Here is a 12,661-nt window from a genome sequence, read left to right as displayed (position 1 = left end):
TGAGGCCCGTATGAGCGGCGCGCGGCTCACGCCGCCTGGTGCGAGCGCGCGTGCGCCAGTGCTTCGTCCACGGCCTTGAGCAGCTCCGCCGGCGCGATGGGCTTGGTGAGGTAGCGGAAGTAGCCCGCCGCCAGCCCCTGCTGCACCGCCTCGGGCATGGCATCGGCGGTGAGGGCGATCACGGGGATGTGGGCGGTGGCCGGGTCCCGGTACAGCAGCGCCTGCGCATCGTGCCCGCTCATGCCGGGCATGTGGTTGTCCATCAGGATCACCTGCGGCCGGTGCGCGCGCGCCAGGGCCACGCCCGTCTCGCCGTCGCGCGCCGTCAGCAGCCGCAGCCCCGGGCGCGCCATCAGGATGGCCTCCACCAGTTGCAGGTTGGTGGGGTTGTCCTCCACGCACAGTACGGTGGCGAGCTCCGACAACGTGGGCGCGTGGCCGGCGTCGGCCAGCGGTCCCGGCGCGGCCGGGTGCTGCAGCGCCGCCAGCGGCAGCTCGATCCAGAACTCGCTGCCCTGGCCGGGCTCGCTGCTCACGTCGATGCGCCCGCCCATGAGCTCCACCAGCCGCTTCGTCACCACCAGCCCGATGCCGGTGCCCTCCTGCGTGCCGCGCTCCTGGCCCAGGCGGTTGAAGGGCTGGAACAAGGAGGTGAGCTGCTCCGGTCGCAGCCCGGCGCCGGTGTCGCGCACGGCCACGCGCAGCAGCGGGCCCGCGGGGATGCAGCGCACCCACACCGTGCCGCCGTCGCGGTTGTACTTGACGGCGTTGGACAGCAGGTTGAGCAGCACCTGCTTGAGCCGCGTGCGATCGGCCACCACCGCGTTGGCGTCCTGCGCGGAGAACTCCAGCCCGATGCCGCGGCGCGAGGCCAGCGGCTCGATCATGGTGCGGCACTCGGCCAGCACCTCGTCCATGCGCACCGGCTCCAGCGACAGCGACACCCGCCCGGACTCGATCTGCGCCAGGTTCAGGATCTCGTTGATGAGCGTGAGCAGGTGCCGCCCCGCGCCCACGATGTGCTCGGTGAAAACCTTCACCCGCTCCGGCGGCGCCGCGGTGTCGGCCGCCAGCAGCTGGCCGAAGCCGATGATGGCGTTGAGCGGCGTGCGCAACTCGTGGCTCATGTTGGAGAGGAACTCGCTCTTGGCGCGGTTGGCGCGCTGCGCTTCCTCGCTGGCCGCGGCGAGCTCGCGGTTGGACGCTTCCAGCTGCGCCGTGCGCTCCTGCACGCGCTGCTCCAGCTCCTGGTTCAGCCGCATCACTTCCTGCTGCGCCAGACGCCGGTCCTCGACCTCGCGCGCCTTGTCGCGGTTGGAGGCTTCCAGCGCCTGTGTGCGCTGCTCGATCTCGGCCAGCATCTCGTTGAAGGCCTGCGCCAGCTCGCCGGTCTCGTCGCTGCTCAGGCGCCGGGCGCGGCGCGCGTAGTTGCGGCTGCGCACGACGTCCTGCGCCACCGCGGCGATCTCCAGCACCGGCTGCGTCACCAGGTGCTGCAGCCATGACGAGAGCACCAGCGCCACCAGCATCGCCGCTGCCGTCACGCCCAGCGCGATGGCGCCGTACTTGACCAGCCGGTCATGCAGCTCGTAGCGCGTGCGCAGGAACACCGTGCCCACGACCTGGCCGTTGTCGCGCACGGGCTTGAACACCAGCAGCTCGCCGTCTTCCTCGCGCGAACCCTCGGCTTCGGGTGCCGCGGGCACGCGCGGGGCACCCCCGCCGATGCCATAGCTGGCGAAGAGCCGGCCCTGCGCGGTGTACAGCGCCGCGGCGCGCACCCGGGGCTGCACGCGCAGCAGGTCCAGGTTCTCCTGGGCCATGCGCGGGTCGTCGAAGCTCAGCGCCGGGGCGCTGGTGGTGCCCAGCAGCTCGGCCTGGGCGGTGGCGTCCTCCACCCAGCCCTGGTGGTAGGCCTGCAGGTCGTACAGCACCATCGCACCCAGCGCCACCACCACCGACACCAGCGTGGTCAGCAGCATGACCGCCAGCGACTTCAAGCGCAGGGACGCGCGCCACATGGCTCAGCCTTTCAGCACGCGACGAGCCACCGACAGCAGCCGCGCACTGATCTTGAGCTGGCTGGCCTCCGCCGGCGCCAGGGCGATGTCGAAGCGGACCTTGTTCTCCACGATCACGAAATTGATCATGCCGCCGTGCGCGAGCGCCTGCTCCGATTCCGTCACTGTCAGCAGCGGTCGTCCGCGCGTCAGGGCCAGCGTATCGGCGAGCTGGCCGCTGCGCGAGCGGTCGATGAACAGCATGTGCGTGCCGGCGGTGCCGGCATCGGACTGCTCCAGGCGCCGCACCCGTACCGGACGTCCTTCCACCACCGCCGCCACGGCCGCGCGCTCCACCTCCTCGGCCACCGGGTCGGCAGCCAGTACGCCGATGACGAAGGGACTGTCGTGCTGCTCGAAGGCCTGCGGCGGCCACTCCACGTAGCTGCCGAACTTGAGCAGGTACGCGGCCTTGACCTGGTACTCGGTCGCGCTCGCGGGCTGCGCGCGCGGCGCCGGCAGGCTCAGCAGCACCAGCAGCAGCGCCAGCCCCGACAGCCGCCACAGCCCGCGCCGCCGCGGGGTCTGGACCGGGGCGTGCGCGTGGCCGCCGTACTGCCGGGCCATTGCCTACGGCGCCTCGTGCCGCAGCACCAGCTGCAAGTAGGCGGCGCGGCCCACCTCGGTGCGGGTGCGCACGTTGCCGAACTCGCCGTGGCCGCGATCGAGCGCGTTCTGCAGCAGCAGCGACCACTCCACGCGCGCGTTCGGCCGCCAACCCAGCCGCAGGTCCAGCGCCACGTAGGCCGGCACCGCCGGGTCGGCCAGTGCCGAGACGCCGCGCAGCATGAGATCGAACTCGGCGCGGCGCGGCAGGTCCAGCTGCGAGCGCAGGACCCACTGCCGCGCCGGGTTGGCGCCCTCGGTGCGCGCGACGCTGCCCATGTCCAGGCTGCCGGGGCTCACGCGCAGGTTCTGCCACAGCCGCGAGAAGCCGCCGTGCAGCCGCCAGCCGGGCCGCGCCTGCCAGCTGCCCCACAGCTCCAGCCCGGAAACGCTGCCCTCCAGCCCGTTGCCGAACACCAGCTCCGAGCCGCGCAGCTCCAGCGAGCGCAGCCGCTCGTAGTCGGCATGGAAGACGGTGGCCGAGGCGCTGGTGCCGTTCCGCGGCTGGCCGCGCCAGCCCAGCTCGGCCACGCGCGCGACCTCGCTGCGGAAGTCCGTGCTGCCGCGCACCGTGGGAACGCCGCCGGGCGCCTCGGCCGAGGGCGGCAGGCCGGGGTTGAGCAGCCCGCGGTCCAGCCGCGTGGGTGAGCGCACGGTGCGCGACAGCGCGCCCCACACCAGCTGCCCCGGCGCCGCGCGCCAGGCCAGCCGCGCGCTGGGCAGCAGCTCCATGCCGGTGTAGCCGTCGTGCTCGGCGCGCGCGCCCAGCGTCAGGCGCAGGCCCTCGCGCAGCGTCAGCTCGTCCTGCGCGAACAGGCTGTAGCTGAAGCGGTGCTCGCGCTCGGGCAGCACCACCGCGCGGCCGTCCACCATGCGGTCGCGGTCCTGGCGCAACTGCAGGCCCCACACCACCGCGTGCCGCGCGCCGGGGCGCAGCGCGTGCTGCAGTTGCAGGTCCAGCGTGTCCAGGGTTTCGCGGAAGCCCAGGTGGCGCTCGGTGTGGTCCCAGTAGCCCTGGGCCGAAAGCGTGCTGCCGTCGCCGAGCTGGCGCTCCCAGCGCGCGAGCAGGTGACCACCGTCGTAGCGGGTGCGGCCGACCTCGATGGGCACGCCGGGGATCTCCACCGCGCCGGGAATGGGCGGCTCGCGGCGGCCGCGATAGAGCTGGGCCTGCACCATGGCGCGGTCGCGTCCGCTCTCCCAGTCGCTGCGGGCGCCGAGCTGCGCGAGGGTGCCGGCATCGCCCGCGTCCGCGCCGGCGGCGGTGCGGGTGCCCTCGTAGCGCACGTGGCGCGCCCACAGCTGCAGCGGGCGCGGGTTGTTGTCGCCCAGCGTCACGCCCTGGCGCAGCATGAAGTTGCGTTCGCGGTTGCCCGCGCCCAGCGCCAGCTCGGTGCCCCGTGGCGCCTGCGTGGCCGAGCGGGTGATGACGTTGATGACGCCATTGACGGCGTTGACACCCCACAGCGTGCCGGCCGGGCCGCTGATGACCTCGATGCGCTCCACCTCCTGCATCGGCAGCTGTTGCGCGTCCCAGAACACGCCGCCGAAGAGCGGCGTGTACACCGAGCGTCCGTCGATGAGCACCAGCAGCTTGTTGGCGGTGTTGCTGTTGAAACCGCGGCTGCCCACGGCGTGGTAGGAGGCGCTCAGCTGCGCCACGTGCAGGCTGGGCGCCAGGCGCAGCGCTTCGGGCAGCGAGGTGGCGCCGCTGCGGCGGATGTCCTCCGCCGTGATCACGAACACCGAGGCGGGCGCCTCCGACAGCCGCTCCGCGCGGCGCGACACCGAGGTCACCTCGATGTCGCCCAGTTCCTCCAGGCTCAATTCCGACAGCCGCTGCGGCGGCGTCTGGGCCTGGACTGCACCCACGGCCAGCGCCAGCGTCAGCGCTGCGCGGCAGCATCTCCTGCGGTGTTCCGGTTCAGCCATGCGCTTCCCTCTGCAGCCGCGGAGCCCGGCACCGTGGTGCGGGAGGCCCTCGTCAGGCGGCAGGGACTTGGCCTGCCGCGCCGCTGGATCATAAGCGTGGCCCGGCGAAGCCCGGTTCGCGCAACCCCGGCATCAACTCCGCTGGCCGCGCGGCCACAGCACCCACAGGCGCAGCGGCTGCTTCATGCGTCCGGCCTGCTGCTCGGCCTGCTCGCCCCAGCCCCAGAAGAAGTCCGCGCGCACCGCGCCGACGATGGCGCTGCCCGTGTCCTGCGCCACCACCAGGCGCTGCAGCGCCTGCGAGCTCAGCGGCTCGGTGCTGGCCAGCCACACCGGCGTGCCGTAGGGAATGCTCTGCGGATCGACGGCGATGGAGCGCCCCGGCGTGAGCGCCACGCCCTGCGCGCCGCGCGGGCCCAGCTGCGGATCGGGCAGCGGCTCCTCGCGGAAGAACACCACGCGCGGGTTGCTCCACAGCAGTTCCTGCACGCGCTGCGGGTTGGCGCGGGCCCAGGCCTTGATGCCGGGCCAGGAAGCCTGCTCGGCGCGGAGCTCGCCGCGTTCGATCAGCCAGCGCCCGACGGACTTGTAGGGCTGGTCGTTGTGGCCGGCGAAGGCCAGGCGCACGGTGCGCTGGCTGCCGTCGGCCTCGGTGATGCGCAGCCGGCCCGACCCCTGGATTTGCAGCACCAGCGCGTCCAGCGGGTCGGCGACGAAGGCGATCTCGCGCCCGCGCAGCGCCGCCTGCGCCGCGGGCAGCGTGTCGAGCTGCTGGCGCGTCCAGTAGGGCTTGCGCGCGCCCAGGTCCGTGGGCGGGCGGTGCAGCGGCACGGCGTAGCCGCCGCGCGGCACGCGGCTGGCCTCGATCAGCGGCTCGAAGTAGCCCGTGATCAGGCCCTCGGCGGCGCCTTCGGGGCTTTCCACGCGGTAGGGCTGCAGCCGTGATTGCAGCCACGCGCGCGCGGACGCCTCGTCGGAAGGCGCGTTGAGCAGCGCATCGGCGCAGGTGGCGGCCCAGCCGGCGCTGGGCCGCTCGCAGCTGCGGTTGAGCGCGCTCCAGGCCTCCAGCACGCGGTCGCCGTTCCAGCCCGGAAGCTCGGACCAGTCCACCGGCTGCCAGCGCGCGCGCGGACGCAGCAGCGCCGCACCGGGCGCCGAGGGCACGGCCACGATATCGGGCCCGCCGGCCGGGGCCGGGGGAGTGGCGGGAGCGCTCGGGTGCAGCGGCACGCCGGCGCAGCCCGCCAGCAGGGCCGCTACGGCCAGCGCGAGGGAGGCGGCGCCGCCGCGCCGCCCGGAGCGAAGGGCAAGGGAGAAAGCCATGGCGCGATTTTGGCGGCGCGCGCAGGCCGCGGCGGCGCTCAGCGCAACGTCTGCAGCAGGAAGTCCTGCAGCGCGCGCCCTTCGGGACGCAGGTCCTGCCGCAGCTCCGGGCGCAGGATGCGGTAGGGCGCGCGCTGTCCATGGTGCTCGACCAGGTCGCCCACGCGCGTGAAATGCAGCCCGCAGCTGTGCAGCAGCCGCGCCAGGCGCGGTTCCATCATCACGTAGGTCTGCTCGATGCCATTCAGCAGCAGCAGCGCCGAAGCCGCCAGGAACAGCCCCATGGCGATGAGCGGGTAGTGGCGGTCGGTGCTGTCCGCGGCATCGGCGCTGCCGCCCACGGGGTTGTGGAAGTCGCCGCGGCGGCGCCTGAAGTCGTGGTGCACCGCCAGGCGCGACACCTCCACGGCCGCGTCGTGGCGCTGCGGGTCGGGCTCCAGGTAATGCGGGTACAGCCGCTGGCCGCAGGCGCGCTCGAAAGGGAAGCGCCAGCCGGGGGGCTGGTGCGGGTGCGTGATCAGCCGCACGCAGCCCGCGGGACGGCCGCTGGCGCGGTGGCGCACCAGCGCGAACATCGAGTGCGGGTCGCAGTCGTCGCTCTCCATCCCGTCGGGGCGCGGCGGCTCGTAGCCCAGCTCCTCGCAGTACACGGCGTGGCGCAACTGCAGCACCTCGCGCCGGGCATCGGCGTCGCGCGCCGGCGCAGCGTCGAAGTACAGCGTGAAGCGATCGACCAGCGCGAGGCTTTCCATGAGGGCGCTCCCGACGTGATGCAATGTGCCGGACCGCCCGGTGCGAAGGCGCCGGCCTCTCTTCCCGATCGAGACTACTCCATGGGACTGCTGCTTCTGGAGGCGCTGGCGGCGCTGGCGCTGCTGGTGTTCATCGTCTGGTGGACCATGTTCAGCGGACGCAAGCGTGGCGAGCGTCATGAGCGCGACGAGGAATGATTGCCGGAGTCTCTTTCGCCTCGTGCTTGCCGGACATGCAAAAACGCCTTCCGCCGGAGGGGTGAACCAGGCCGTGGCCCCGGATCACCTCTCCGGCACCAGCAGGCTCAGCGGGTGGCGGCGGATGCGGCGGCGGATCGCCGCGGCCAGGTGCGCGCGGTCCTTGTGCTGCAGCCCGCGCGCGCGCAGCGCCAGGCGGAACGCCAGGTAGAAGCTCACGCCCACGTTGAGCAGCCCCGTGACGGCGATGCCCGCCACGCACCACCAGAAAGCGGGCTCGCCCAGCAGTCCCCAGCCCAGCGCGCCGGCCGCCGCGGCCAGCTGGCCGGTGGACAGGGTGACGTGGCGCACGTCCAGCGGCAGCGCGAAGAAGCCCGCCACCGCGGGCGTGAGCCCCAGCATCAGTCCCAGCGAGACGTTGGCCGCCAGCCCCGAGACGTTGGCCCGCGCCCACGCCGCCCAGCGCGCCGCGCGCGCCGACCCCAACCGCGCCACGATGCGCGGGTTCCAGGCGATGGCGCTGTCGAGCCGGTTGAAGACGAACCAGTTCTCCACCCAGCCCGCGATCACCGAGCTGGCGAACAGCAGTACCCCGGTGAAGGCCGCGTACAGCGGCGTGGGGCCCAGCAGCGAGAGGCTCTTGAGCGCGTACACGGCCTGCTTGGCATCCACCAGCGGCGCGTCCATCAGCCACCACGCCAGGGCCTGCAGCGCCACCACCACCGGCGCCACCAGCGCCAGGTTGCCCAGGATGCCCGCGGACTGCGAGCGGATGAGGTGCACCACCTCGTCCACGAAGCCTTCCTCGTCGCGGTGGCTGCCGCGCAGCCGCGCCGCCATGGCCGGCGCCGTCATCGCCGGCTGCTTGGTGGCCACCGTGAAGTGCAGCAGCATGATGATCACGAAGCTGGTGGCGTAGTTCATCCCCGCCAGCAGCCCGCTCCAGAACGCCGTCAGCCCCAGCCCGGTGATGGCGAACTTCACGAAGGTGGTGCCCGCCATCACCATGCCGCCGCCGGCCGCGCGGCGGAACATCTCGGCGTACTCGGCGCGGTCGCGGGTGATGTAGTGCTCGCCGGTCTCGGCGCTGCGCTCGGTCATCTTGCGGGCGAGCTGCCCGTACTGCGCCGCCAGCAGCGAGCGCACGCCCTCGCGCTCGCGCAGGCCTTGCACCAGTTGCAGCGTCAACAGCTGCAGCTCGCGCGCGGGCTCGGGGCTGACCAGGCAATCCAGCAGCCGCTCGATGCGCAGCGTGCGCAGGCGCAGCTGCTCGGTCTCGTAGACGATGTCCACCGAGACGCCGAACTCCTCCAGGTGCTCGCCGATGCTGTCGGCCGCGCGCCGGCAGGCGTCCAGCAGCGCGCGCAGGTACAGCGCCTCGCGCAGCAGCGCGGCCTGGTCGCCGGCGAGCTCGGCGTCGCGCAGCCGCTCGCTGGCGCGCGTGAGCTGGCGGAAGGGCTCCTCCACCAGCAGCGCCGGGCTCATGCGCCGGCGCAGCGGCGGCGACAGGCCCGCGCCATGCACCGCGCCCACCAGCAGCGTGACGGCGTCGGCCATGGTGTCGCGCCAGCGCGGCGCGGACAGCGGCGTGGCGGCGATGCCATCCTCGTCCAGGGTGCCGTCCGTGGCGGCGGGATCGTCCCCGCCGCGCGGCGCCATGAGCACGGCCAGGCGCTGCAGCGTGTCGGCGTCGATGGCCTCGATCCACTGCGCATCGCTTTCCTCGAACAGCAGCGGGAACAGCTCGGCGAGGTCGGTGGTGTCGGGCGTGCCGGGCAGCAACCGCTCGCGCAGCCGGCGCAGCAGCTCGCCGGTCAGGTGCACGCGGTGCGGGAAGCCGAAGTCGGCGAACAGCGCCGCGGCATCGACCTCGTGCCAGAAGCGCTGGATCAGCCCCTGCACCGCCGCGCGGTGCTGCGGATGCTGCTCCAGCACGTTGAGCAGGTGGCGCAGCCGCAGCAGCGGGGCCGGGGTGGCGTCCGGGGCGAGACGGCGCGGCGGGTCGTGGCGCAGCCACTCCAGCAGCCGCACCAGCCAGAGATGGCGCTCGGCCAGCGGCGCGCGCGGGTCGGCCGCGGAGAGCAGCCCCGTCAGGTCCCAGGCCGAGGTGGGCTGGGCACCGGCCATGCCGATGCTCAGCGCGGTACCCGCTGGCGCGGGCTGGGGCGGCGCGGCATCAGTGCAGCGCGCCCGGATGGGCCAGCATGAACTCGGGCACCTCGGCCTCGAAGGGGCGGGCCTCCTCGGTCATGCAGTAGAAGGTGCCGCGCATGGTGCCCTGCGGGGTGGGCAGGCTGGTCCAGCTCGTGTACTCGAAGGACTCGCCGGGCTTGAGCACCGGCTGGTGCCCTACCACGGCCAGTCCGCGTACTTCCTCCACGCGGCCGGTGGCATCGGTGATGAGCCAGCGCCGCGCCACGAGCTGGGCCGTGATGTCGCCGCGGTTGGTGATGGTGATGGTGTAGGCCCAGGCGTGCTGGCCGCCTTGGGACTGCTCCGGCAGGAACTGCACCTTGACGCTGCAGTTGAACTCGGGTTTGGCCATGCACCGATTCTAGGGACCCCCCGCCGCACAGCCCCTGGGTCGCTCAGGGCTTGGCCGGCGCTCCCGCCGCCGGATCGATCAGCCCCACGGCCGGCGTGGGCCTGCCCATCACGCCCGGCGCCATGTCGGCCGCGGCTGCCGGGTGCCCGGTGCCCGCGCCGACCGTGGCGGTGGCCGCCACGGCACCGGCCGACGGCGTGCCGGCGGCGGTGAAGGTGCCCGCGTCGTACTGCTCGTCGTTGTCGAACTCGCCTTCCCAGCGGTCGCCGTTGCTCCAGGTCAGCGTGCCGCGGCCCTGCTTGCGGCCGGCCTTGAAGGCACCGACATAGTGGTCGCCGTTCTTCCACTGGTAGCGGCCCTGGCCTTCGGGCAGCCCGGCCACGAAGGGGCCGGTGTAGACGTCGCCGCGGGCGTAGCGCATGCGGCCCACGCCGTGTGGCTGGCCCGCCACCAGCGGGCCCTCGTAGTGGTCGCCGTTGGCGAAGCGCATGGTGCCGGTGCCGTGCGGGCGCTGGCCCTGGAAGCCGCCTTCGTAGCGCTGTCCGTTGCGCCACACGTACTGGCCGCGCCCCGCGGGCACGCCGCGCTCGAACTGGCCGCTGTAGCTGTCGCCGCTGGCGTAGACCATGCGCCCGGTGCCTTCGGGCATGCCGTTGGCGACCTGGCCTTCGTACACGTTGCCGTCGGGGAACTTCAGCGTGCCGCGGCCGTGGGGCCGGTCCTGCGCCCACTCGCCTTCGTAGCGCAGCCCCTTCGCGCTGCTGAAGCGGCCCTGGCCCTGGCGCTGGTTGCGCGCCAGGCTGCCTTCGTAGACGTCACCGTTGCTCCATGTCACGCGGCCCTGGCCGGACCAGGTGCCGGGCTTGCCGGAGCCGGGATCGTGCGTGAAGCGGCCCGCCAGCAGCATGCCGCCGAGGTCCACGGTGACCGGCGTGACCACCGCGTCTTCCACGGCGGCGGCCTCGGTGCCGCCGGCGCTGGCCTTCGGGCTGCCCGGGACGGCGCCCGCCGCGGTGCGCGCAGGGGCGCCGGGAATCGCGGCGCTGGGTGCCAGCGATGCCGCGCTCGCGCCCGGCGCGGGCGGCGTTGCCGTGGGCGTGACGGACGGCGTCGGCGTGGCCAGGGGGGGAGAAGCCATGGGCGCTGCCCGCGCCGGCGACTGCGTCGGAACGGTCGCGGGCGCCACGGCCGGTACCGACGCGGCGTCGGCTACGGGCGGGGCGGCAGCGGCTGTGGGCTCGGCCGGCGGGGCGGGCAGGGTGGCGGGCGTGGCCGCGGCGGCCGGCATTTCGACCAGGAGCGGACCGCGTTCCTGCACGATGGCTTCGGCCTGGGCCAGCGCCTGGGCCTGCTCGGCGCCGCGGCACTGCGATGCGGCCAGGCGCCACAGCGATTCCGCGTTCAGGTACAGCTGCTGGCGCTGTGCCGGCGCCTGGCGGGCCGGGGCGTTGTTCAGCTGCTCGGTCTGGGCGCGCGCACGCTCCAGGCGCGGCATGCAGAACTGGGCGTTGTGACTGGCGGCGCTGGCCTGCGTGCGCTGCGTCAGCGCCAGTTGCTGCTGCTCGCCGCGGCAGCGGTCGACCGCTTCCTCCCACATGCCCTCGGTCTTGTGGAACAGGCGCGCCGCGTCGCTCCAGCGCTGCTCCTTGGCGGCCTGCTGCGCCAGCGCCTGCAGCGCCTGGGCGTTCTCCTGCGCCGCGTTGCAGGGCTGGCCGGCACCCAGGCGTTCCTGCGCAGCCGCGACCGCCTTGCGGCTTTCCTCCAGGTTGCGCAGCGCGCGTGCGCGTGCCCGGCCTTCGCAGCGCGTGGCCGCGGCCTGCCAGGCGCGCGCGGTGGCATCAAGGAGCTCGACCTCCTGCAGCGGATCCTGCGCCTGCGCGCCGGCGGCGCTGAGCTCGGCCTCCATGGCGAGGTCGGTCAACGCCAGGCAGTCGCCGCCGGCTTCCGGCGCCGTGGCTGCCTCAGCTGGGGCCGTTTCCGGGGCCGCCGGCACGGCGGGGGCCGCCGCAACGGGCGCGACGCCGCGGATCGGCGGTGGCAGGTCCGCGCCATCGCCGGCCGGGGCCGCGTGCAGGGCCGATGCGGTCAGCATGGCGGCGCACAGGCCGGCCTGCTGCAGCCGTTGTCGCAGGCGTGTCGCGGGTTCAGGAGAGCGGGCCTGGGACTCCATCGCGGGCAACGCCCGCCGGTCCTGCAGGCTCATGGACATCCTCGTGCGAGGGAAGGTCTTCATGCGCGCACCCCTTGAGCGATGGCTCTGTGGCTGGGCACGCGGCGCGCGACATGGCGGCGCGTGCCCAGGAACCATTGCACTCTCGCGCATGGCGCCGCGGCAAGCGCGCAACCCCTGTGCCGTCCTGCATGTGGGGCACCGGGAATTGCCTGGGGCCGGAGAGGCCGCGTCAGCGGCCGCGCTTGCGCTCCCCGCCGCCCGCCGCCTTGGATGCCGGTGCCGGCACAGGGTCGGCCACGGCCACGGTTGCGGCGGGCGTGGCGGCGAGCGAGCGGAACTCCTCGTCCTCGTCGAACTCGCCTTCCATGCGCTCGCCGTTGGCGCGCACCAGTGTGCCGCGGCCCTGCTTGCGGCCTTCCTTGAAGGCGCCGATGTAGTGGTCGCCGTTCTTCCAGTCGTAGCGGCCTTGCCCTTCGGGCATGCCGCTGACGAACACGCCGCTGTAGTCGTCGCCGTTGGCGTAGCGCATGCGGCCCTCGCCGTGCGGGATGCCCGCGGCGAGCGCGCCCTCGTAGAGGTCGCCGTTGACGAAGCGCAGCTGGCCCACGCCATGGGGCTGCTGGTCCTTCCAGGGCCCCTCGTAGCGCTGGCCGTTGCGCCAGACGTACTCGCCGCGCCCGGCGGGTACGCCACGCGCGAACTGGCCGCTGTAGCTGTCGCCGCTGGCGTAGGCCATGCGGCCCTGGCCCTCGGGCACGCCGTCCACCACCTGGCCCTCGTAGCGGTCGCCGTTGGGGAACTTCACCTGGCCGCGCCCCTGCGCGCGGTCCTGCACCCATTCGCCCTCGTAGTGCTGGCCGTTGGCCCAGGTGAAGCGGCCCTGGCCATGGCGCAGGCCGTGCACCAGCAGGCCCTCGTAGACGTCGCCGTTGGGCCAGGTCAACCGGCCCTGTCCGGAGTAGGTCGGCGGCTTGCCGTCGGCGCCCTCGTGCAGCGCGAACTGGCCGCTGTAGCGGATGGTGCCGCTGGTGAACTCCGGCGGCTGCGCCTGCGGCGCGCGGGCCGGGCCCGC

The 12,661-nt window shown here is 73.7% G+C and carries 9 protein-coding genes; all 9 read right to left on the bottom strand.

Annotated features, from left to right (window positions below; genetic code table 11):
- Positions 1 to 26: 26 nt before the first annotated feature.
- On the bottom strand, positions 27 to 2,021 hold the full coding sequence (locus Q0741_RS23800) for an ATP-binding protein (RefSeq protein ID WP_298235678.1): 1,995 nt from the start codon (positions 2,019 to 2,021) through the stop codon (positions 27 to 29).
- Between the two features lie 3 nt (positions 2,022 to 2,024).
- Complete coding sequence (locus tag Q0741_RS23795) at positions 2,025 to 2,627, bottom strand: YfiR family protein (RefSeq protein ID WP_298235677.1); 603 nt, start codon at positions 2,625 to 2,627, stop codon at positions 2,025 to 2,027.
- Positions 2,628 to 2,630: 3 nt separating this feature from the next.
- Complete coding sequence (locus tag Q0741_RS23790; RefSeq protein WP_298235676.1) at positions 2,631 to 4,598, bottom strand: TonB-dependent siderophore receptor; 1,968 nt, start codon at positions 4,596 to 4,598, stop codon at positions 2,631 to 2,633.
- Positions 4,599 to 4,730: 132 nt separating this feature from the next.
- Entirely contained in the window at positions 4,731 to 5,921 is a 1,191-nt protein-coding gene (locus tag Q0741_RS23785; RefSeq protein WP_298235675.1) for an MltA domain-containing protein, read from the bottom strand.
- Between the two features lie 38 nt (positions 5,922 to 5,959).
- Positions 5,960 to 6,673 (bottom strand): PEP-CTERM/exosortase system-associated acyltransferase, encoded by a 714-nt coding sequence (locus Q0741_RS23780; protein WP_298235674.1) that lies wholly within the window; start codon positions 6,671 to 6,673, stop codon positions 5,960 to 5,962.
- Positions 6,674 to 6,955: 282 nt separating this feature from the next.
- The gene (locus Q0741_RS23775; protein WP_298235673.1) at positions 6,956 to 8,998 is read right to left on the bottom strand and encodes a recombinase; all 2,043 of its coding nucleotides are present in this window, start codon (positions 8,996 to 8,998) and stop codon (positions 6,956 to 6,958) included.
- Between the two features lie 49 nt (positions 8,999 to 9,047).
- Positions 9,048 to 9,416 (bottom strand): Co2+/Mg2+ efflux protein ApaG, encoded by a 369-nt coding sequence (gene apaG / locus Q0741_RS23770; protein WP_298235672.1) that lies wholly within the window; start codon positions 9,414 to 9,416, stop codon positions 9,048 to 9,050.
- Between the two features lie 43 nt (positions 9,417 to 9,459).
- Positions 9,460 to 11,649, bottom strand: a complete 2,190-nt coding sequence (locus Q0741_RS23765) for a hypothetical protein (RefSeq protein ID WP_298235671.1) — start codon at positions 11,647 to 11,649, stop codon at positions 9,460 to 9,462.
- 169 nt (positions 11,650 to 11,818) lie between these two features.
- Positions 11,819 to 12,661 (bottom strand): hypothetical protein (locus tag Q0741_RS23760; protein WP_298235670.1); only part of this gene is annotated, 843 nt, incomplete at its 5' end.

This window comes from uncultured Azohydromonas sp. (assembly GCF_937926365.1).
GTDB lineage: Bacteria > Pseudomonadota > Gammaproteobacteria > Burkholderiales > Burkholderiaceae_C > Azohydromonas.
The sequence above is the reverse complement of the archived record's forward strand: the minus strand, read 5'-3'. Positions and strand labels throughout refer to the sequence as shown.

Coding starts and splice junctions, on each gene's coding strand:
- Q0741_RS23800 (WP_298235678.1), bottom strand. CDS start 2,021: ATGTGGCGCGCGTCCCTGCGCTTGAAGTCGCTGGCGGTCATGCTGCTG.
- Q0741_RS23795 (WP_298235677.1), bottom strand. CDS start 2,627: ATGGCCCGGCAGTACGGCGGCCACGCGCACGCCCCGGTCCAGACCCCG.
- Q0741_RS23790 (WP_298235676.1), bottom strand. CDS start 4,598: ATGGCTGAACCGGAACACCGCAGGAGATGCTGCCGCGCAGCGCTGACG.
- Q0741_RS23785 (WP_298235675.1), bottom strand. CDS start 5,921: ATGGCTTTCTCCCTTGCCCTTCGCTCCGGGCGGCGCGGCGGCGCCGCC.
- Q0741_RS23780 (WP_298235674.1), bottom strand. CDS start 6,673: ATGGAAAGCCTCGCGCTGGTCGATCGCTTCACGCTGTACTTCGACGCT.
- Q0741_RS23775 (WP_298235673.1), bottom strand. CDS start 8,998: ATGGCCGGTGCCCAGCCCACCTCGGCCTGGGACCTGACGGGGCTGCTC.
- apaG (WP_298235672.1), bottom strand. CDS start 9,416: ATGGCCAAACCCGAGTTCAACTGCAGCGTCAAGGTGCAGTTCCTGCCG.
- Q0741_RS23765 (WP_298235671.1), bottom strand. CDS start 11,649: ATGAAGACCTTCCCTCGCACGAGGATGTCCATGAGCCTGCAGGACCGG.